Source organism: Thiomonas sp. (assembly GCF_034007205.1).
In the GTDB taxonomy this organism is placed as follows: Bacteria; Pseudomonadota; Gammaproteobacteria; order Burkholderiales; family Burkholderiaceae_C; genus Thiomonas.
The window spans coordinates 1-19,295 of the sequence record NZ_JAVERI010000021.1 but is presented as its reverse complement, the minus strand read 5'-3'; the positions used below and the strand labels follow the sequence as shown (position 1 = coordinate 19,295).

Sequence of the window (19,295 nt, the reverse complement as noted above, 5' to 3'; positions counted from 1 at the left end):
ACGTTGCTGCGCAGCTCATTCACTTTTTAGGAACGAAAAAATGGCTATGCAAACTGGCTCCGTCAAATGGTTCAACGAAAGCAAGGGCTTCGGCTTCATCGCGCAGGACGGCGGCGATGCCGACCTGTTCGTGCATTTCAGCGAAATTCAAGGCAATGGCTTCAAGACCCTGGCCGAAAACCAGCGCGTGCAATTCGAAGTCAAGCAAGGCCCCAAGGGTCTGCAAGCCTCGAACGTCACTGCGATTTGATCACGCGCTTCAATCACGATCTGATCCCGCAGGGGCTCAAACAAAAAACCGCAGCCAAGGCTGCGGTTTTTTTTATTCTCGATGCGGAACGATACACACAATAAGGAAAGTCACCATGCCCAAAGGTCAACAACGGACGAACAAGGAAGTTAAAAAACCCAAGGCGGACAAGTCCCCTGCCAAGCCGATCTCGGCAGACGCGGTGCGGCCAGAAATCGTCACCTTCGTGCCGGATCGCCACAAGAAAAAATAAGCGCCACGCTCGTTGTGCATCCGCTTTCAAGGAAACGTCGGGCCGCCCCAAGTTTCCTTGACCCCCTCGGGGGGCCTGACGCGCAGCGGCAGGTCTGGGGGCGCTCTCAAGGAAACGTCGGGCCGCCCCAAGTTTCCTTGACCCCCTCGGGGGGCCTGACGCGCAGCGGCAGGTCTGGGGGCGCTCCCTTTCAGGGCTTGGGTTTCAGGCTCAGAATCCATTTCGCCAGATCGAGCGCCTGATGCTTGTTCAGGTAGCCGTCCGGGGCGTAGGCGGGCATGGGAATCACGCCCCAGGTGCCTTGATGCCCGTTGAGAATCGCGTCTTGCAGAATGGCGGCAGCATGGGGGTTGTGGGCATAGCGCTGCGCCACGGCGGTATAGGCCGGGCCGACTTTTTTATGGTCGATGGCGTGGCAGGAAAAACAGCCCTGCGACTCGGCGAGTTTTTGCATGTCGGCAGCGGAGGCCGCCTGAGCCGACTGCAAGGCTGCTGCCGCGAGCGCAGCCCCCAGCAGGATGGCTCTGCGGCGCGTCATTTGAACTGCTGCCCCATCGTGGCGCCCTTGGAGATTTGCGTCAGATAGGCCACGAGATCGATCATCTCCGGGCTGTTGTACCCAGGCGGTTTGCCCATGATGCCCGCGCGCACGCAATGCACGATCTGCCGCTCCAAGGTGTAGACGGCGTGTTTCTTGGCCTTGAACTTGGGATATTTGGCCGCCGCCCCGATCAGGCTGGGCAGATGCGCGCCCGTGGGCGTGGTGCCTTCGGTCTTGCCGCCATCGGTATGGCAGGCGGCGCAGGTCATGGCGTGGCTGCTGAAGGCGTTTGGCGGCACCCAGGTCTGCTTGCTGCCGAAGGAGTCATTGGCGAAGATCTGCGCGCCTTGCGCCGCGGCCTCGTCGAGGGACGAGACTTTGGCCGTGGCAGTGAATTGGCCCGGCGGCGCGGTGGCCGCCGAGGCGCTTGCGGTGCCAAATGCCAGGGCAGCGGCAAACAAGGTGGATATGAGGGCGGGCACGGCGAACGGACGTGGCATGATCGGTCTCCTCAACGAAGCAATGCGCCAAGCAGCGCGGGCGACTACCCGGTACGTTGGGCCGATTGTGCGGCGTCGCAGCGAGCGGCGCAGTGAGCAGATGCGTTCAGATGTTGCAGGGTGTTGTGCCTTCAACTCGATGACCGGCAAGCCGGGCAATCTGCCGGTCCTGCCAGCGGCCAAGCAGCAGCAGACCCAGCGTGGCACCGATCAGGGCCAGAAATAGGTCGGACTGCGTATCCCAAGGGTCGCCCTGCGTGCCGAGAAAGTCGATTGCGCCGCCGCCCAGCGCCAGCGCAGTCCACCATTCGATCAGTTCGTAGAAGGCGCTGATCGCCAGCGCCACGCAGACACTGAGAAAACCCGCCATGCGCCTGCCCGCCACATGGCGTCCGCGCAACAGGATTTCGCGCGACACCAGGGCGGGCACCAGCCCCTGCATGAAATGACCGAGCTTGTCGTAGGGGTTGCGGGCGAGGTGGAACGCTTCGCGCATCCAGTCGCCCAGCGGCACGCGGGCGTAGGTGTAGGCGCCGCCGAGGATGAGGACGAGCGCGTGGGCCGCGATCAGCCAGTACAGCAGCGGCGTGAGCGGAAAACGCTGCCAGGTCCAGGCCAGCACGGGCAGCGCGATGAGCACCGGCGCCACTTCGAGCAGCCAGGTGCCACGGTCGTATGGTGAAATGGCCGAAGCGCTCAGCGCGAGCAGAACCAGGGCGCCAAGCGCCAGCGGCAGTTTCGGGGAAGGACTTTGCATGGAATTCATCGGCCTGGAATTCACATTCACGCGACTTCGGCAGCACCGTTCAGCGATCAACGCAGAATGACGCGCAGTATGGCATGCTGCAAGTCGAGGAATCCATGAACCTTTCATTGATCTGGGTCCTGGTGCAATTTTTCGTCTGTGCCGCCGCCGTCTCGGTGGCCGGGTACCGGCTGGCCGTGGAAGGCGAGCGCATCGGCCAGGCCTGGGGCCTGACCGGAAGCTGGGTGGGCTTGGCGATGCTGGCTTCGGTGACTTCGCTGCCCGAACTGCTCACGGGAGTGAGCGCGGTCACGCTGGCGCATTCGCCCAATATCGCGCTGGGCGATGCGCTGGGCAGTTGCGTCATCAACCTCGGGTTTCTGGTCGTGGTCGATTTCGTACTGCGCGACGAGCCGCTGTATCGCAAGACCAGTGCGTCGCATCTGCTTTCGGGCGCGTTCGGCGTGGTGATGCTGGGGTTCGTGGCGATGAACATCCTGCTGGCCGGCACGCCCGGCTTCAGTCATCCGGCGGTGGATGGCGTCGGCCTGTACAGCCCGGTGATCGTGCTGCTGTATCTGGTGGCGCTGCGCCTGGTGTTTCAGCATGAGCGCCGGCGCCCTTCGTCGCCTGCCGAGGCCGCGCAACCGCACGAAGGGGCTGCGCGCCAGTCATCGGTATGGCAGAGTCTGGGACGTTTCATGCTCTCGGCGCTGGTGGTGGCGGCCGCCGGGGTGTGGCTCCCCGTCGCAGGCGCGCAACTGGCCGATGCGCTGCAGTGGAACCGCAGTTTCATCGGCACGCTGTTCATCGCGCTGACGACTTCGCTGCCCGAACTGGCGGTGACGCTGTCGGCGATCAAACTGCGGGCGCTCGACATGGCAGTGGGCAATCTGCTGGGCAGCAATCTGTTCAATGTCGTCATCATCGCGATCGACGATGTCGCGTATCGTCAGGGGGTGCTGCTGGCGCATGTCTCGCCGCTGCATGCCGTCACCGCGTTGTCGGCGGTGGTGATGACGGGCCTGGCGATGATCGGCCTGTTCTACCGCCCGCAAAGCCGGGTGCTGCGTACCGTGGGCTGGGTCAGCATCGCGCTGGCGGCGGTCTATCTGTTCAACACCTATACCGTTTTTCTCTATGGCGCATGACACCCCACCCCTTGCCGCTTCGCATACGCTGAGTTCGCAGGCCGTCGCCGAGGCGCTCGATGTGCGACCCGACCACGGACTGAGCCCGCCCGAAGTGCAGGCCCGCCTGGAACAGCATGGCCACAACAGCCTGCCGGAGGCCGCGCCGCGCGGATGGATGCGCCGGCTGATCGACCAGTTCCGCGATTTCATGATCCTGGTGCTGCTGGGGGCGGCCGTGCTCTCCGGGCTGGTCGGCGAGCTGGCCGATACCGTGGCCATACTGGTGATTCTGGTGCTCAACGCCGTGATCGGCGTGGTGCAGGAATGGCGCGCCGACCACGCCATGCAGGCGCTGCGCCAGCTCGCCGTGCCGCATGCGCGGGTGCGGCGCAACGGGGTGGTGCAGGTGGTCGAGGCGGGCGAGCTGGTTCCGGGCGACGTGGTGCTGCTCGAAGCCGGCGACGGCGTGCCCGCCGATCTGCGGCTGATCGAGGCCGAGCAGTTGCGGGTGGACGAGTCGGCGCTGACGGGCGAATCGCTCAATGTGCAAAAGCACACCATGCCGCTGGACCCGAGCGACGATCTGCCCCTTGGCGACCGCCTGAACCTGGCGTTCAAAGGCACGCTCGTCACCCACGGGCGCGGCGTGGGCCTGGTGGTCGCCACCGGCGAGCACACCGAGCTGGGCCGCATTGCCGCGCTGATGCAGGCTGCGGGTGACCGCAGCACACCGCTGCAGCGGCGCCTGGCCGCGTTTGGCAAGCGATTGTCGCTGGCGGTGCTGGCGATCTGCGGAGTGATTTTCGTCACCGGGGTGCTGCGCGGCGAGCCGGTGCTGCTCATGGCGCTGACGGCCATCAGCCTGGCCGTGGCCGCCATCCCCGAGGCGCTGCCCGCCGTGGTCACGGTGCTGCTGGCGCTGGGCGCGCGCGCCATGGCGCGGCACAACGCGCTGGTGCGCAAGCTGCCCGCGGTGGAAACCCTGGGATCGGTCACCACCATCTGCTCCGACAAGACCGGCACGCTCACCCTCAACCGCATGCAGGTGCAGCGGGCGCTGACCTGGGGCGAGTTGCCGACCAGGGCGCTGTGGACGGCCGCGGTGCTGTGCAACGACGCCCAGGCGACGTCGGTGGATGGCCAATGGCAGGGCGACCCGACCGAAACCGCGCTGCTCGACCAGGCCCGCGCCGAAGGGCTGGACGTGCAGGCGCTGCGGCGGCAGTTTGCGCGCGCAGGCGAGCTGCCTTTCGACGCCGAACGCAAGCGCATGACCACGGTGCATCATCTGCCGCAAGCCGCCGTCTGGCGCGGCTACACCAAGGGCGCGCCGGAGGCGGTACTGCCCTTGTGCGATGACCTGCTGACCGCGCAGGGCCGCCAGCCGCTGGATGTCGGGCAGGTGCTCGACGCGGCGCAGGCGCTGGCGGCTCAGGGCATGCGCGTGCTGGCCGTGGCGCAGCGCGAGTGGGCCGCCGCCCCCGCAGTCGACGCCCTGGAGTCCGGCCTCACCCTCATCGGCCTCATCGGCCTGATCGACCCGCCGCGCGCCGAGGCGCGGGACTCGGTGGCGCAGTGCCTCACTGCGGGCATCGCCCCGGTGATGATCACCGGCGATCACCCCGCCACGGCGCTGGCCATCGCCCGCGATCTGGGCATCGTCGACGGTGGCGCGCGCACCCTGACCGGCGCCGAACTCGCCGCGCTCGACGATGCGGCGCTGGCCGCCGTGGTGCAGGACGTGCGGGTGTACGCCCGCACCGATCCGGCGCAGAAAATCCGCATCGTGCGCGCGCTGCAGCAGCACGGGCAGTTCGTCGCCATGACCGGCGACGGGGTGAACGACGCCCCGGCGCTGCGCGCCGCCGACATCGGCGTGGCGATGGGCAAGGGCGGCACCGACGTGGCGCGCGAGGCGGCCAGCCTGGTGCTGCTCGACGACAACTTCGCCACCATCGTCGCCGCAGTGCGCGAAGGCCGACGCATCTACGACAACATCCGCAAATTCGTGCGCTACACCATGACCAGCAACTCCGGCGAGATCTGGACGCTGTTTCTCGCCCCGTTTCTGGGCCTGCCCGTGCCGCTGCTGCCCATCCACATCCTGTGGATCAACCTGGTCACCGACGGCCTGCCCGGCCTGGCGCTGGCCGCCGAACCCGCCGAGCGCGGGGTGATGCAGCGCCCGCCGCGCGCGCCGAATGAGAGCGTGTTCGCGCAGGGCCTGTGGCAGCATGCGCTATGGGTCGGCCTGCTGATCGGCGGGCTTTGCCTGGGCGTGCAGGCCTGGGCCGTGGCGCAGGGCAATCCGCATGCGCAAACCCTGGTGTTCGTCGTGCTGACCTTCACGCAAATGGCGCATGTGCTGGCGATACGCTCCGAGCGCGACTCGCTGTTCACCCTCGGCCTGCGCAGCAATCTGCCGCTGCTGGGCGCGGTGACGCTGACTTTCGTGCTGCAGCTCGCGGTGGTGTATGTGCCCGCGCTGCAAGCCGTGTTTCACACCCAGGCGCTGAGCATGGGCGAACTGGGCTTGAGCCTGCTCTGCGCCGCCGCGGTGTTCGGCGCGGTGGAGCTGGAAAAAGCCTGGCGGCGACGCGCGCCCGTGAGATCGCCGGTGCAATGCGCCTGAAGGTGTGCCGCCTCAGGCCGCGCGCATCGTCGCGCCGAAATCGGCAGCGCGGGCGTTGTACAGGCTGGAGGTCACCAGTACGTCCACGCCGCTGGCGGCATACTGCGCGGCGTTGTCGGGGTGGATGCCGCCCGCCGCGTTGAGGATCAACCGCGGCTGCAGCGCCCGCAGCCGCGGCACCAGCGCGGCGAGTTGCCCAGGCGTCATTTTGTCGAGCTGCACGCCATCGGCTGCGGCACGGGCTGCAGCCAGGGCTTCGTCCTCGTTTTCGGCCTCGATGAGCACGAACTTCTCCGGGCTGTGCGCCTTGGCGCGCGCCACCAGTTGGGCCATATCCACTCCGGGGAGAAAGGCGCGGTGCTGGGCGAACACCAGGATCGACTCCGACAGGCCCGCGCGATGCACCATGCCGCCGCCGCACAGCACGGCGTAGTGCTGCAGCCTGCGCGCGCCGGGGTGCGCCTTGCGCGTGCCCGCCACCTGGATGCGCGGATTGCCGGCGCGCGCGGCATCGACCATCTGCCGCGTGGCCGTGGCAATGCCGCCGAGATATTCGAGCAGGTTCAGTCCCTGCCTCCAGGTGATGTGCAGGGCGTGGGCGTTGCCGTGCAGCCGCAGCACGGCCTGCCCCGGCACGGTGGCGTCGCCGTCCGCGGCCAGCGGTTCGGCGCGCAGCCCCAGCGATTGCGCCAGGCGCCGCAGCGGCGCCATGCCCGCCAGCACGCCGGGCTGGCGGGCGGTGTAGGTCAGATCGCCCGGCGCATCGGGCAGGCCCAGCGCCCGCGTGGTTTCATCGTGCAGCGGCAGGTCTTCGAGGATGATCCGGTCGATCTCAGCCTGGGTGAAGTACATCATGCTTGGCAAGCTCCTTGTTTTGCAGAAAACGCACCGCGGCGAACAGCAGCAGGCTGAACGCGCCCAGCAGCGCGCTCAGCCCTGCGGCCTGGGCATAGTCGCCCGTGGTCACGGTATTGAAAATCGCGAGGGAAAGCGTTTCGGTGCGGCCGAGAATATTGCCGCCCAGCATCAGCGAAATACCGACCTCGCCGATGCCGCGCGCCAGGGCCAGCAGCAGACCGCCGAGCAATGCCGGCAGGGCGATGGGCAGGTGCAGGGTGAGGTATACATTGCGCGGGCCGCGACCCAGCGTGAGCGCCACCTCGTGCCAGACCCGCGGCTGCGTTTGCAGCGCGGTCTGCAGGGTTTTGACCGCCAGCGGCAGCCCGGCGATGAAGGCCGCCAGCAGCAGGCCGGGAAAGGTGAAAATGAAATCGATGCCCGTTTGGTGCAGCGCCCGCCCGAGCGGGCTTTCGCGCCCGAGCAGCCAGAGCAGGCCGAAGCCGATGACCACCGGCGGAAAGACGAGCGGCACGGTCACGAGGGCGTCCAGCCAGCCGGGGTGCCTGAGGCCGAACTGCAAGGCGTAAACCAGCAGCACCGCAGCCAGCGCATACGCCGGGGTGACGATCAGCGCGATCCTGATGCTCAGCCACAGCGCCGCAGCCGCCTCGGCCGACAGAGTCAACATCGCCTCGCGTCACAGCCCGGAACGGCGCAGCACCGCCTGCGCCTGCGGGCTATGCAAAAACTGCCTGAAGCGCTCGCGCGCGCTGACGGTGGACGGCTGCGCGCCCGCAGCAGGAAAGGCGGCGACGATGTCGATCGGCGCGTAACTGCCCGCGCCCGGCTGCAGTTCGACATGGCCGCCGAGCTGACCCTTGACCGCCAGCACTTCGGTGAGGTTGAGAAAACCCGCGTCGATCTGACCGGTGGTGAGGTAGGCGCTGACCTGCGGCACGGTCTGCACGATTTTCAGCTTGTCCTGCAAAGGCGTCCACAAGGCCTTGGCCCTGAGCCATTGCTCGGCGGCGCGGCCGTAAATGGCCTGCTGCGGATTGGGCAGGGCGATGGACTGCATCTTCTGCAGATCGCGCACCGGGTCGGTGATCGGGTCGGGGCTGGTACGGCCCAGCAGCTCGCGCCTCCAGGCCAGCACCAGCTTGCCCTGACCGAGGGTGAGGCGCTGCGGCAGGTCGAGACCCTTGGCGTGATCGATGAAGTCGGCGTCGCCGATGAGCACATCCACCCGGCCGCTGGCGCGCGCCTGCGCAAAAATCTGCTGCAGATTGCCATAGCTGCGATCCACGGCAATGCCCGTCTCACGGGTGAAGTCGGCGCACAGCGCCTCCACCGGGCGCTTGTAGCCCGCGCCTGCCATGAGCAGCAGCGGACTGGCGTCCTCAGGCTGCGCCCAGGCCCGCGGCAGCGGTGCGGCGCTCAGCAGGGTCAACGCCAGCCAGCGGCGGCGAGAAAGGGGGATGTCGTGGCATTCAAACATGCAAAACCTCCGGTAGGGAAAAGGATGGTCGTGCGCGCATCGTTCAGCGCTCCACCGATGCGGTCTTGATCAGCGCCACCAGCGCGTCGCCCTCGGTCAGCGCCAGCGCCCTGCGCGCGACTTCGGTGATCTCCGACCACAGCGCCTGCCCGTCGGCCAGCTCAAGCCGCGCCAGCACATGCCCCGTTCGGCTGGGGTGCAGCCCGGCCAGGCGCACGCACAGATGGTTGAGCATGCTGATGTCCTGCGGCACCTTGCGCGCCAGCGCCACATCGCGCGCGTAAATGCGCAGCCGCGCCGGGCCCGGTGCGGCAAACGCGGGGATGGTGAGCGTTTGTCCGCCCAGATCGATGCGCGCCAGCGCGTCTTGCGTGTGCTGCGCCACGCCCTGCAGCAAGGCCACCGGGCCGAGACGGTCGAACAGCGGCGAGTCGGGGTGCATCAAGGCCTGCTGCAGCGCCTCGATGCGTTCGATGCGCCCGGCCTGCATGAACACCACGCGGTCGGCCAGGCGCTCGATTTCTTCCGGCGCGTGGCTGACCAGCAGCATGGGCAGTCGCTGGGTGGCCGCCAGATGCGCGATGAGGTCGAGCAGTTCGTCCTTGGCCCGCCAGTCGAGCGCGGCCAGCGGCTCGTCGAGCAGCAGCAGACGGGGCCGCGACAGCAGCGCGCGGGCGATGGCCACCCGCTGCTTTTCCCCGCCCGAAAGCAGGGAGATGCGCCGCGGCAGCAAAGCGGAGATTCCGGTTTCTGCGGCGATGCGCGCCATGTCGTCCTCGCTCGTGGCGCTGGGTGCGCGGCGGGTGGCGAACTGCAGATTGCCGCGCACCGACAGATGCGGAAACAGCGCCGCGTCCTGAAACACATAGCCGACATCGCGTCGGTGCGCCGGAGTTTGCTCCCGCCCGTCGAGCCACACGGCGTCGCCCACCGACAGCCGCCCGTCGAGCCGTGGTATGAGGCCGGCAATGGCGCGCAGCAAGGTGCTCTTGCCGCAGCCCGAGCGTCCGAAAATCGCCGTGATGCCCTGCAGCGGCCAGGCAAACGCCCCGGTGTCGAGGCTGAACGCGCCCAGCCGCGCCTGCAGCGCGCCTTCGATCTGTGCGCCGCTCGCGGACGGTGACTTCATGCGTGCTCATCGCCGCCGCGGCGATACAGCCCGTACACGATGGTCAGCACGATGACGGCGAACACCAGCATCAAGCCCGAGAGCATGTGCGCCTGCGCATACTCCATCGCCTCGACGTGGTTGTAAATGTCGATCGACACCACCCGGGTCTTGCCGGGAATGTTGCCGCCCAGCATGAGCACCACGCCGAACTCGCCCACGGTGTGCGCAAAAGTGAGGGTGAGCGCCACGATCAGCCCGCCGCGCGACAGCGGCAGCACCACATGGAAAAACCGGTCCCACCAGCCCGCGCGCAGCGTGGCGGCGGCGTCGAGCAGGTTGCGCGGCAAGGCTTCGAAGGCGCGCAGCAGCGGCTGCACCATGAACGGCAGCGAATACACCACCGAGCCGATGATCAGACCGGTCTTGTTGAAGGTGAGCTGGCCCTCGTAGCCCAGGCTGTGCAAGGTCTGCGTCACCCAGCCCTGCGGGTTGAGAAACACCAGCAGGTAAAAACCCAGCACCACCGGCGGCAGCACCAGCGGCAGCGCCACCACGGCTTCGGCCACCGCGCGCAGCGGCGAGCGCCAGTGCGCCAACCACCAGGCGATGGCCAGACCGGGAACGAGGAGGATGGCGGTGGCGATGCTGGCTACCTGCAGCGTGAGCCACAGCGGGCCGAGGTCGAGCGGATGGCCGAACAGGATCATGGGTCGAGGTGGCGATGGCGATGGGTCACAACCCTGGCCTGGCGCGCGGGCTAGGAGCCGCTCATTGCGGAATCGAGTAGCCGTACTTCGCGATCACCGCGTGGGCCTCGGGGCTGGTGCGCAGGAAATCGAGGTAGGCCTTGGCCGCGGGCTTGTCGGCTCCGGGTTTGAGCAGGATGGCGCTCTGGTCGATCGGCGTGTAGTCCGCCTGTGGCACCACCCACCATTGCCCCTTGCCTGCGCCAATGCCTTGCGACAGCGCGACAAAGCCGAGCTGCGCGTTGCCGGTGGCGACGAAATCGAAGGTCTGGCCGATGTTCGATCCTTCGACGATCCTGGGTTTGACCGCGTCGTAGACACCCATTTTTTTCATGGCTTCGATGGCCGCTGCACCGTAGGGCGCGGTCTTGGGGTTGGCGATGGACAGATGCGCGAAATCACCCTGGCGCAGAATCTGCTCGCCCTGCTCCTTCACCGGCAGCGTGGTGCTGTAGAGGATGAGCGTGCCGCGGGCATAGACGAAGTTGCTCGACGCCACGGCGAAGCCGTCTTTCGCCAGCCCCGGGGCGGTGGTGTCGTCGGCGGCCAGCAGGATGTCGAAGGGCGCGCCGTTGCGGATCTGCGCCGCGAACTGACCGGTGGCGCCGAAGGCGTACTTCACCTCGACGCCGGTCTTGGCCTTGAACGCCGCGCCGATTTCCCCGGCGGGCTTCTTGAAGTTGGCCGCGACGGCCACGGTGAGGCTTTCGGCGTGGGCCGAGGTCAGCGCCGCGATGGGCAGGGCCACGGCGAGCAGCAGGCGTTGCAGCAGACGGGAGCGCAGGAACATGTCGAGACCTTTCGATGCGTGTCGTGATGACAGGAGAACAAAAACGGCCCCGGGTCGCCCCGGAGCCGCGAAGAGAGTGGAGATCTACTCCTCCACCCCGAGGATGACCAGGTTGGCCTTGATGAGCGCGCAGGCGGGGTCGCCGGGCTTGAGGTCGAGCTTCCTTTCGCTGCCGGTGGTGATCATCACCACCAGTTCCGCCCCGCCGGCGAGCTGCAGCACCACTTCGGTATTCACAGCGCCGGTGTGCACGGTCTTGACCTCGCCGCACAGGGTGTTGCGCGCGGAGGTTTTGGGCATGGCGCCTTCGACCAGGATGGGCCACGACGCCTTGATCAGCGCGAACACCTTCCTGCCTGCGGTCAGGCCGAGCTGGTGGGCGCTGTCCTTGGTGACGATGGCCACGAGCTGCTGGCCGCCGCCCAGGTCGACGATGACTTCGGTGTTGACTGCGCCGTCATGGACGGCGTGGACGGTTCCGTGGAGCTGGTTGCGTGCGCTGGTTTTCATGGTGCGGGTTCCTCGGATATATATGAATGGAAATATGGATGACGTCAGGGCTGCGGGTTGATTTGAGCAGAAACCCCATCGGATTGGCCAAAACCCCCGCGATCCGGCGGAAATATTTGCGTATCGCCAATTTCCGGCTTGCGTTCGCTGAGCGCGTCTGAGTTTTGGATGTCGGCAACGATATAACCATAAAACTACAACGCGGATCCCCGGAGGAGGCAAGCCTGCACCGCACCGTTCCCCGGCGGACGTTGCAGCGCAGTAGGTGGGGACAGCCGGTCCAGCGCCTGCAGCACCCCCTGGGCGATGCGGCGCGGACGCTCCGCCAGGCCGAAGCACAGCGCCGGATCTCCGCGCGGGTCGACTTCGACGACCCGGGTTGCGCTCGCCACGCGCAGCCCCGGGCGTGTCAGCCCGCGCAGACTTCCGGTCAGCGGCGACACCAGTTCGGTGCGGCCGTCGCGGCCTTCGATCCAGCCGACGGGCTGGCGCCGCATCACCGCTTCGCCGATGTGCAGGTCACTCTGGAACACGCCGTCGATCGGAGAAAAGACCAGCCGCTCTCTACTTGCGCCGAGGATGGGGCGCGGGTCGCCAGCTTGCCGGCGGGTCGGGCCGGTGTCGATCACCTGTCCGAGATGATCGCCCCAAGCGGTCTCGATCGCGATCGTCGCGTTATGTCCAGCGATATATCCAGGGCCGAGGCCGAGGGTGTGGTGGGCGAAGGGTCGCAGATCGGGATGGACGCCGCCGTGCTTGCGCATGCGGGCGTCGACCAGGAAGTCGATGCCGAGCCGGTCGAGCCAGCGCGGCAGGTCGGGCACTACCGCCAGCGGCAGCCATCGATTCAGCGCCCAGGCGGTCTCGACGGCGTCGGGCCAGTCCACTCGCAGCGCCGTCACCCCATCCACGACGCAGGCGCCGTCGAATACCGCGTCGACGAAGCACATGCCGCGGCGCGGGCTGGTCGGCGCCGCGCCCTCGACCAGCAGCACGCGGCATCCGGCCCGGTGCAGCGCATGCGCCACCGCGGCGCCCACGTCGCCAGCGCCGAGAACGGCTACGCGCCTTGTCGATGAGGCGCCGGAACCGGGCGCCTGCTGCGTTGCCGGGATGTTGACGGTGCGCAACTCTGATATCGACATGAGGAGGCCCTGGAAGGATTTCGTTATATTCCGTGAAACATTGCGAAAAGAATATTGGAAATCCGCCTGGAGGACAAGATGCCCGCCCCAAGCCCGACGACTTCGCAGCGGTACACACCCTATTGCGCCAACTCGGCCTGCAAAACCTGGCCGGAAACAGCGACGCGGCGCTGTCGTGCGGGCAGCGGCAGCAGGTGCTGATCGCCCGCGCTCTTCAAGCTCAGCAGTGGTCGCGGACCGGAGCCCCGGGCTGAACGCGCAGCGAAGCCGACAGCCTGCGCCGATGCTCCTATACTTGCCTTCGCGCCGATTTGCCCTGGGCTTGCGGGCGCGTAACAAATACCGCTAAAACAGCGCAGACCACCGGCGGTTTTCGCTGCATTGCCAGCGCCGCCGGTTTTGTTTTTCAGGAACACGCATGAGTGCTTCGCCTTCCGCTCTCGGTGACGTCACGCCGCAGCGCATGGCGTTCGACGAGGCGCTGCCGCTGCAAAGCGGCGCGCAACTGCCCGCTTACGAACTGGTTTACGAGACGTATGGGGCGCTCAACGCCGCGCGCAGCAACGCCGTGCTGGTGTGCCATGCGCTCAACGCCAGCCATCACGCCGCGGGCACGCATGACGGCGACCCGAAGTCGCGCGGCTGGTGGGACAACCTCATCGGCCCCGGCAAGCCGCTGGACACCGAGCGCTTTTTCGTCCTGTGCATCAACAATCCGGGATCGTGCTTTGGCTCCACCGGGCCGATGAGCCTCGACCCCGCAACCGGTCGACCCTGGGGCAGCCGCTTTCCGGTGGTCACCGTGGAAGACTGGGTCGATGCGCAGGCGCGGCTGCTCGACCGCCTGGGCATCGCGCGGTTGGCGGCAGTGATCGGCGGCAGCCTGGGCGGCATGCAGGCGCTGAGCTGGACGCTGCGCCATCCCGACCGCGTGGCCCACTGCGCCGCGATCGCCACCGCACCCAGCCTGTCGGCGCAGAACATCGCCTTCAACGAGGTGGCCCGCCGCGCCATCATCACCGATCCCGACTTTCACGGCGGCGATTACTACGCGCACGGCGTCGTCCCCAAACAGGGTTTGGCGGTGGCACGCATGATCGGCCACATCACCTATCTGAGCGACGACGCGATGGCGGCCAAATTCGGCCGCGCGCTGCGCAACGGCGCGCTGGGCTACGGTTTCGGCGTGGACTTCGAGATCGAGAGCTATCTGCGCTACCAGGGCGACAAGTTCAGCGGCTATTTCGACGCCAATTCCTACCTGCTCATCACCCGCGCGCTCGACTATTTCGACCCGGCGCGCACGACTGACGGCGACCTCGCCGCCGCGCTGGCCGCGGCGCGCGCGCGCTTCCTGCTGGTGAGCTTCACCACCGACTGGCGCTTTTCGCCGCAGCGCTCGCGCGAGATCGTGCAGGCGCTGGTGACCAACCGCCGCGCCGTGACCTATGCCGAAGTCGATGCGCCGCAAGGCCACGACGCCTTTCTCATGGACCACCCGCATTACCACGGCGTGGTGCGCGCCTGGTTCAACCGCATCGCGCAGGAGCTTGTTGCATGACCACCCCTCTGAGTGCCCCCAGGGTCGGCTCGCCGACCCGCCCCCCGAGAGGGACAAGAAAACTTGGGGCGGCCCGGCGTTTTCTTGAGAGCGTGATCGCCGACCTGGTGCCTCACGGCAGCCGCGTGCTCGACCTGGGCTGCGGCGATGGCCGCATGCTGGCGCATCTGCGCGACACCCGCGGCTGCTCGGGTCTGGGCGTGGAGATCGACCCGGAAAAACTGATTGCCGCAGCAGAAAAAGGCGTGGATGTGCTGCAGTACGACCTGGAGCAAGGGCTGTCCCTGTTCGGCGACCGCAGTTTCGACGTGGTGCTGCAGATCGACACCCTGCCCAATATCCGCCACACCGAAAACGCGCTGCGCGAAACCGCGCGCGTGGGGCGGCTGGGCATACTGAGCTTCGCCAACTTCGCGCACTGGAGCATTCGCCTGCAGATCCTGACGGGCCGCCTGCCTGTCACGCCCGAGCTGCCCTACGAGTGGTACAACACACCGAATCTGCGCGTGGCCACCTATGCCGACTTCGAGCGTCTGGCTGCGCATTGTGGCCTGCGCGTAGTTGACGCTTTCGGCGTGCGCAACAGCCGCCGCATCCACTTCGCCCCCGGACTGCTGGCCTCGGAAGCGGTGTTCTGCGTGCAGGGCGCGTGAGGCCTGCGCGGCTTATGCCTTGTTGTAACTCGGCAGCTCGATGACGTAGGTATCCACCGCAGCATCCGGGTTCAGCACCGGGTGGCTCGGGTCGCCATTGCCCCAGTCGCTTTGGAACAGAATCCGCGTGCCGCTGGTGCTCAGCGTGACATTGGTCTGCGCCCAATAGTTGCTCTGCGGCGCGTTGCTGTAGTTCCCGGTGCTGCGATGGTGGACGAAGCGGTAGGTCAATCCGGTGGTCAGGCTGGTGAGCATGATTTCCTGATCGAGCAGGGTCGTGGGATTGGTGGTCGGTCCGCTGTTGCCGGTGCCGTAGATGTCACCCGTCATCCCCGTGACGACCCACATCGGATTTTTCCAGGCCGTCGATCCGGTCAGACTGCCAGTGGCGGGATAGCCATACACCGGCGAACTGGACTCACCCACCAGATTCTGGATGGCGCCCGTAGTCAGATCTGCCACGATGACATTGCCATTGCCCCCCGTGGCCCGGTTGTACTGCGAGCCGACCAACATATCGTGGCCGGCAGCATTCATGGCCGTGTCGCAATGCTCGTAAGCGTCGAAATCGACCGTGCGAACGTATTTGCCATTGATGTCCAGAATGAAAACCCGCCCCGTCGTGCTGTTCTGCGAGGCCGGGTCGGGAGCCACCCAGCCTTGGCCCGATAACAGCGGAAAGGGCGTCGTTCCACGCGCCTGCCCCTGCGCGACATAGTTTGAATCGTAAAACACCATCTGTTGGGTCGTCTGGTTGAAACCGAACACATTCAGGCCAAGCTGCCCGTTGATGTTGGGAATGCCGCCCGCTCCCAGGCCCCAGATGCGCTCACCCTTGGCATTGATGCCGAGCGCAAACGGATAGCCACAGCGTACCGGCCCGGTCCGCGGCCAGCCTGCGGGCAGATTCGGTATGAAGTTGTATTCGACGGTCTTGACGCCGGTTTCGACATTGATCGCCGTGAGATCGGCGTGCACCGTGCTCCCCACCGAATGGTTATCGATGTAATAGAGCGTCGCCGGATCCTGATGATCCCAGTAGAACTGCTCAATATCTCCAGGATTGATAGGGATGAATTTGATGAAGGCATAGGTTGTGCCGTCATACATCGCCCAACCCTGTTGCCCGCCCGACTGCATGGTCGAACCCGGCGCATACAGAATGAAGCGCGTCTCGTCGCAATTCCAGGCCATCGCCGTGGGATAGGCCGGCGCCACGCATCGATTGTTGAAGTCGGAAAGGCAATCGGTGATTCGCGTGATGCGCGTGCCGAAATCCGGATCCACGACCGTCTGCCCCTTCGCCGGTTTGGCGAGCCTGCTATAGGGCATGAGCTTCAGACCATAATCCTGCAGCCCTGCCGACAAATCGACTCCGGCAACCAACGGCACGGGAGTCGTGGAAGGCGCGCCCGGTGAAGGATTATCAGTCGGACTGGGTACCGATGTACTTCCACCTCCCCCGCCGCAGGCGGACAGCGCAGCAAAGGCGGGCAAGGAAAGTAACGATTTCTGCATGAATCTGCGGCGAGAACGCAACATATCAATCTCCCATGGCAAAAAGACTGCCGACACAAGTCCTCACGTCAGCAAGTCCTCACATCAGCCACTTTTCCGGCATCCCGATCAAGGCGCGGGATCGGAGGGTTCAGCAGCGCCCGAGCTGCGGAGAATGGCAGGGCGAGTCAGACGCAACCCCAGTAAAAAATCTTTCGCTGGCGCTTCCCAGTAGCGATAAATTGCAAGCGAGAGCAAAATCAACGAGCCCATCAGGACGGGCACAAACAATACGGTCAAAAACGATACGCCAAACAACGGCGCACCGGGCCCGAAAACATTGCGCATCATATCGAGAATGGCTACCCCGATGTATTGATGCAATAAATAAAGGCTGTAACTGGCCACGCCAATGGCTGCCAGCGGTGGGTAAGCCATCCAAGCGACCCATCTGGGTCGCCGCATCATGGCCATGAAAATGAAAAAACAGAATCCAAAGGCAAGATAAGGGGCTGCCGTGCCCACATGCTGCCCCAGTTTGAGCACGGCAATGGCGGCAACCGACTCCATCAGCAATACCCAGGCAATGCGGCTGCGGGCGTCCACATGGAGGGCATAGAACCCAATTCCGGCGATAAACCAGGGCAATGCTCCGACGACAAAAATGAAGTCGATTGCCCAGAGATGATGGAAGTCCAGAGCACGGGCGACCACATAAGCCATCACCAAACCGCCAAAAGCCAGGGCCACTGAATTGAAAAACCGCCGTGAGCCCACCATGAAATAAATGACACTGATCCAGAAATAAAACTTGACCTCGACAAAAAGCGACCAGTACGCGCCATCCACCGCATTGAAAGGAATGCCGAAAATCCTGCTCCAAATGATCGGTTCGCTGAATGTCAAACTTGGGGCGAAATCCCTCAACTGGGGAACGAATACATTTTGCGGCAGCAAGCGCAGAATGGAAAAAGACAATACCGAGCAGATCAGCATGGTTGGAAACAGCCGGGCAAATCGTTTCCAGAAGAAATGCCCCAGGGTGCGACACCTGAACAGCGTCATGCTGATCACGAATCCAGATATCACAAAAAAAATCTGAACACCGAGATCACCATATTCAAACAGCCAGAAATTCGCCCAGGCGTCTCCATACGGATAAAGATTTTCATGGGCCACCGGCGGCGTCCAGCGGACAAAATAGTGATACCCCATCACCAAGAGAATGGCAATGGCGCGCAATCCATCCAATACCTTGAGGCGATGCCGTTTTTCCATTGCTGCCGGTTCGACTGGGAATTGAGTCATTCGAGTCGTACCGGAGCCTGTTCGAAGCCAAAAAGCGATGCGGCACGCTCGAAGCGTGCCGCATCATAGAGCGGCCATACAGCGATTCACACCCCGCACTATGCGGGGGTGGCCGCGGTTCTCACTTGGGTTGGTACGCAGGCAACTCGATCACATAGGTGTCCACCTGCGCGCCCGGATCGATGACCGGGTGACTCGGATCGGCGTTGCCCCAATCGCTTTGCACCAGAATGCGCGTGCCGCTGGGCGACGGGGTGACGTTGGTCTGCGCCCAATAATTGTTCACCGGGGCGTTGCTGTAGTGGCCTGTGCTGCGATGGTGCGCGACGCGAAACTTCGCGCCGGTGTCCACATTGGCGACCCACACTTCCTGGTCGATGTAGGTCTGCGGGTTCGCCACCGGGCCGTTGTTGCCATCATCGACTGCCGCGCTGCCGTAGGGCGATCCGGTCACGCCCATCGCCACCCAGCCGGGCACTTTCCACGCGCCGGAGCTGATGAGCGTGCTGGTGCGCGGGTAGCCGTCGCCGGTGGACATGCCGACCACGGTGTAGACCTCGCCCGTGGTGAGGTTAGCCACCATCATGTTGCCACTGCCGCTCGGCCCGTCGAACTGCGTGCCCACCAGCAAATCCTCCCCCTTGGCGTTGAGCGCGCTGTCGAGGTGTTCGCTGGCGTCGAACTGCACGGTTCGCACGATGTTGCCGTTCAGGTCGAACACCACGGTGGTGTGGTTCGCCCAATCCGGCCAGGCCCAGCCCTTGCCGGATTTCAGCGGGAACGGCGTGGTGCCGCGTGCCTGCGCGACCGGGATGCCGTTGTAGCGCGTGACCTGGCCGGTCTTGGCGTTGAAGCCGAAGGCGTTCAGGCCGAGTTGCCCACTGACATTGGGAATGCCCCCGGCGCCCAGGCCCCACAATTCCAGATCGCCGCCCGAGTAGAACGGATAGCCCGCGCGCACCGGGCCGCTGGTCGGCCAGCCCTGCGCCTGCACGTCGGGCATGAAGTCGTGCAGCACGGTTTTTTCGCCCGTCTCGACGTTGATCTCCATCATTTTCATGATGATCTGCCCGCTCATCTCGCGGTTGTCGATGTAGACCAGCTTGGTCGGGTCGGAATGGCTCCAGTAGAACTGCTCGATGTCCGGTGGGTTGATCGGCAGGAACTTGATGAAGGCGTAAGTCTTGCCGTCGTACATCGCGTAGCCGCGCTGACCGCCGGTCTGCGCCTGGGTAACGTAGAGCACGAAGCGCGATTCGTCGCAGTTCCATGCCTGCGTGGTGGGGTAGGCGGGGATGACCACACCGGCCTTGAAATCGGCAGCGGCGTCCGAGATGCGCACGATATGCGTGCCGGGGAAGTCGGGATCGGCCACGCGCTGACCTTTGGCGGGCTTGGCCAGCGGGGAAAATGGGCGCAGGGTTTTGCCGTAGTCGATCAGTCCGCTGGCCAGATTGGCGCTTGGCGTGGCACAAGTCGTCGACGTCGGCGTGGGTGCCGGGGTGGGTGCCGGAGCGGGTGCTGGGGCTGGCGCGGGTGCCGGAGCGGGTGCCGGAGCGGGTGCCGGGGCGGGGGCCGGGGC

Annotated in this window: 21 protein-coding genes; 6 read left to right on the top strand and 15 right to left on the bottom strand. The window is 65.5% G+C overall.

What is annotated here, in order from left to right; translation table 11 throughout:
• The first annotated feature begins 40 nt into the window (after positions 1-40).
• Together RBR52_RS13825 and RBR52_RS13820 are read left to right on the top strand one after the other, a co-directional pair.
• Entirely contained in the window at positions 41-250 is a 210-nt protein-coding gene (locus tag RBR52_RS13825; protein WP_320377866.1) for a cold-shock protein, read from the top strand.
• Between the two features lie 115 nt (positions 251-365).
• The gene (locus tag RBR52_RS13820) at positions 366-503 is read left to right on the top strand and encodes a hypothetical protein (RefSeq protein WP_320377865.1); all 138 of its coding nucleotides are present in this window, start codon (positions 366-368) and stop codon (positions 501-503) included.
• 190 nt (positions 504-693) lie between these two features.
• Here the strand turns inward: RBR52_RS13820 and RBR52_RS13815 are convergent, their stop codons facing one another.
• The 3 genes from RBR52_RS13815 to RBR52_RS13805 form a co-directional block, all read right to left on the bottom strand.
• Complete coding sequence (locus RBR52_RS13815) at positions 694-1,041, bottom strand: c-type cytochrome (protein WP_320377864.1); 348 nt, start codon at positions 1,039-1,041, stop codon at positions 694-696.
• Positions 1,038-1,544, bottom strand: coding sequence for a c-type cytochrome (locus RBR52_RS13810; protein WP_320377863.1), 507 nt, complete (start codon positions 1,542-1,544; stop codon positions 1,038-1,040). Before RBR52_RS13810 ends, RBR52_RS13815 begins: the two co-directional genes overlap by 4 nt.
• A gap of 106 nt (positions 1,545-1,650) precedes the next feature.
• A complete protein-coding gene (locus tag RBR52_RS13805) occupies positions 1,651-2,301 on the bottom strand; it encodes a DUF2238 domain-containing protein (protein WP_413818334.1) in 651 nt (216 codons plus the stop codon).
• A gap of 104 nt (positions 2,302-2,405) precedes the next feature.
• Between RBR52_RS13805 and RBR52_RS13800 the strand changes: the two genes are divergently transcribed.
• Together RBR52_RS13800 and RBR52_RS13795 are read left to right on the top strand one after the other, a co-directional pair.
• Entirely contained in the window at positions 2,406-3,440 is a 1,035-nt protein-coding gene (locus tag RBR52_RS13800) for a sodium:calcium antiporter (RefSeq protein ID WP_320377861.1), read from the top strand.
• The gene (locus RBR52_RS13795; protein WP_320377860.1) at positions 3,430-6,054 is read left to right on the top strand and encodes a cation-translocating P-type ATPase; all 2,625 of its coding nucleotides are present in this window, start codon (positions 3,430-3,432) and stop codon (positions 6,052-6,054) included. Before RBR52_RS13800 ends, RBR52_RS13795 begins: the two co-directional genes overlap by 11 nt.
• A 12-nt stretch (positions 6,055-6,066) precedes the next feature.
• On the opposite strand, the gene modD is transcribed toward RBR52_RS13795, so the two are convergent.
• The 9 genes from modD to RBR52_RS13750 all read right to left on the bottom strand — a co-directional run bounded on the left by modD (position 6,067) and on the right by RBR52_RS13750 (position 13,110).
• Entirely contained in the window at positions 6,067-6,909 is an 843-nt protein-coding gene (modD, locus tag RBR52_RS13790; RefSeq protein ID WP_320377859.1) for a ModD protein, read from the bottom strand.
• Positions 6,887-7,582 carry a molybdate ABC transporter permease subunit gene (locus tag RBR52_RS13785; RefSeq protein WP_320377858.1) on the bottom strand — a complete coding sequence of 232 codons (696 nt, stop codon included), beginning with the start codon at positions 7,580-7,582 and terminating at the stop codon, positions 6,887-6,889. Before RBR52_RS13785 ends, modD begins: the two co-directional genes overlap by 23 nt.
• 9 nt (positions 7,583-7,591) lie before the next feature.
• On the bottom strand, positions 7,592-8,392 hold the full coding sequence (modA, locus tag RBR52_RS13780) for a molybdate ABC transporter substrate-binding protein (protein WP_320377857.1): 801 nt from the start codon (positions 8,390-8,392) through the stop codon (positions 7,592-7,594).
• 43 nt (positions 8,393-8,435) lie between these two features.
• Positions 8,436-9,521, bottom strand: coding sequence for a molybdenum ABC transporter ATP-binding protein (gene modC / locus RBR52_RS13775; RefSeq protein ID WP_320377856.1), 1,086 nt, complete (start codon positions 9,519-9,521; stop codon positions 8,436-8,438).
• Positions 9,518-10,210, bottom strand: a complete 693-nt coding sequence (gene modB / locus RBR52_RS13770) for a molybdate ABC transporter permease subunit (protein WP_320377855.1) — start codon at positions 10,208-10,210, stop codon at positions 9,518-9,520. Before modB ends, modC begins: the two co-directional genes overlap by 4 nt.
• 61 nt (positions 10,211-10,271) lie before the next feature.
• Entirely contained in the window at positions 10,272-11,039 is a 768-nt protein-coding gene (gene modA, locus RBR52_RS13765; protein ID WP_320377854.1) for a molybdate ABC transporter substrate-binding protein, read from the bottom strand.
• An 84-nt stretch (positions 11,040-11,123) separates the two neighbouring features.
• Positions 11,124-11,549 (bottom strand): TOBE domain-containing protein, encoded by a 426-nt coding sequence (locus tag RBR52_RS13760; RefSeq protein WP_320377853.1) that lies wholly within the window; start codon positions 11,547-11,549, stop codon positions 11,124-11,126.
• Between the two features lie 194 nt (positions 11,550-11,743).
• Complete coding sequence (locus RBR52_RS13755; RefSeq protein WP_320377852.1) at positions 11,744-12,679, bottom strand: hypothetical protein; 936 nt, start codon at positions 12,677-12,679, stop codon at positions 11,744-11,746.
• A gap of 134 nt (positions 12,680-12,813) precedes the next feature.
• Complete coding sequence (locus tag RBR52_RS13750) at positions 12,814-13,110, bottom strand: hypothetical protein (RefSeq protein WP_320377851.1); 297 nt, start codon at positions 13,108-13,110, stop codon at positions 12,814-12,816.
• Between the two features lie 2 nt (positions 13,111-13,112).
• Here RBR52_RS13750 and metX point away from each other — a divergent pair, with 2 nt between their 5' ends.
• Positions 13,113-14,255, top strand: a complete 1,143-nt coding sequence (gene metX, locus RBR52_RS13745; protein ID WP_320377850.1) for a homoserine O-succinyltransferase MetX — start codon at positions 13,113-13,115, stop codon at positions 14,253-14,255.
• Positions 14,252-14,908, top strand: coding sequence for a methionine biosynthesis protein MetW (gene metW / locus RBR52_RS13740; RefSeq protein ID WP_320377849.1), 657 nt, complete (start codon positions 14,252-14,254; stop codon positions 14,906-14,908). Before metX ends, metW begins: the two co-directional genes overlap by 4 nt.
• Positions 14,909-14,920: 12 nt before the next feature.
• On the opposite strand, the gene RBR52_RS13735 is transcribed toward metW, so the two are convergent.
• The 3 genes from RBR52_RS13735 to RBR52_RS13725 form a co-directional block, all read right to left on the bottom strand.
• Positions 14,921-16,450 (bottom strand): hypothetical protein, encoded by a 1,530-nt coding sequence (locus RBR52_RS13735; RefSeq protein WP_320377882.1) that lies wholly within the window; start codon positions 16,448-16,450, stop codon positions 14,921-14,923.
• Positions 16,451-16,534: 84 nt separating this feature from the next.
• Positions 16,535-17,713, bottom strand: coding sequence for an acyltransferase (locus RBR52_RS13730; RefSeq protein WP_320377848.1), 1,179 nt, complete (start codon positions 17,711-17,713; stop codon positions 16,535-16,537).
• A 121-nt stretch (positions 17,714-17,834) separates the two neighbouring features.
• A partial coding sequence (locus RBR52_RS13725) for a hypothetical protein (protein ID WP_320377847.1) occupies positions 17,835-19,295 on the bottom strand: 1,461 nt, incomplete at its 5' end.

Excerpts from the sequence above, each read along its gene's own strand:
- RBR52_RS13825 (WP_320377866.1), top strand. The coding sequence starts at position 41 with ATGGCTATGCAAACTGGCTCCGTCAAATGGTTCAACGAAAGCAAGGGC.
- RBR52_RS13820 (WP_320377865.1), top strand. The coding sequence starts at position 366 with ATGCCCAAAGGTCAACAACGGACGAACAAGGAAGTTAAAAAACCCAAG.
- RBR52_RS13815 (WP_320377864.1), bottom strand. The coding sequence starts at position 1,041 with ATGACGCGCCGCAGAGCCATCCTGCTGGGGGCTGCGCTCGCGGCAGCA.
- RBR52_RS13810 (WP_320377863.1), bottom strand. The coding sequence starts at position 1,544 with ATGCCACGTCCGTTCGCCGTGCCCGCCCTCATATCCACCTTGTTTGCC.
- RBR52_RS13805 (WP_413818334.1), bottom strand. The coding sequence starts at position 2,301 with ATGCAAAGTCCTTCCCCGAAACTGCCGCTGGCGCTTGGCGCCCTGGTT.
- RBR52_RS13800 (WP_320377861.1), top strand. The coding sequence starts at position 2,406 with ATGAACCTTTCATTGATCTGGGTCCTGGTGCAATTTTTCGTCTGTGCC.
- RBR52_RS13795 (WP_320377860.1), top strand. The coding sequence starts at position 3,430 with ATGGCGCATGACACCCCACCCCTTGCCGCTTCGCATACGCTGAGTTCG.
- modD (WP_320377859.1), bottom strand. The coding sequence starts at position 6,909 with ATGATGTACTTCACCCAGGCTGAGATCGACCGGATCATCCTCGAAGAC.
- RBR52_RS13785 (WP_320377858.1), bottom strand. The coding sequence starts at position 7,582 with ATGTTGACTCTGTCGGCCGAGGCGGCTGCGGCGCTGTGGCTGAGCATC.
- modA (WP_320377857.1), bottom strand. The coding sequence starts at position 8,392 with ATGTTTGAATGCCACGACATCCCCCTTTCTCGCCGCCGCTGGCTGGCG.
- modC (WP_320377856.1), bottom strand. The coding sequence starts at position 9,521 with ATGAAGTCACCGTCCGCGAGCGGCGCACAGATCGAAGGCGCGCTGCAG.
- modB (WP_320377855.1), bottom strand. The coding sequence starts at position 10,210 with ATGATCCTGTTCGGCCATCCGCTCGACCTCGGCCCGCTGTGGCTCACG.
- modA (WP_320377854.1), bottom strand. The coding sequence starts at position 11,039 with ATGTTCCTGCGCTCCCGTCTGCTGCAACGCCTGCTGCTCGCCGTGGCC.
- RBR52_RS13760 (WP_320377853.1), bottom strand. The coding sequence starts at position 11,549 with ATGAAAACCAGCGCACGCAACCAGCTCCACGGAACCGTCCACGCCGTC.
- metX (WP_320377850.1), top strand. The coding sequence starts at position 13,113 with ATGAGTGCTTCGCCTTCCGCTCTCGGTGACGTCACGCCGCAGCGCATG.
- metW (WP_320377849.1), top strand. The coding sequence starts at position 14,252 with ATGACCACCCCTCTGAGTGCCCCCAGGGTCGGCTCGCCGACCCGCCCC.
- RBR52_RS13735 (WP_320377882.1), bottom strand. The coding sequence starts at position 16,450 with ATGTTGCGTTCTCGCCGCAGATTCATGCAGAAATCGTTACTTTCCTTG.
- RBR52_RS13730 (WP_320377848.1), bottom strand. The coding sequence starts at position 17,713 with ATGACTCAATTCCCAGTCGAACCGGCAGCAATGGAAAAACGGCATCGC.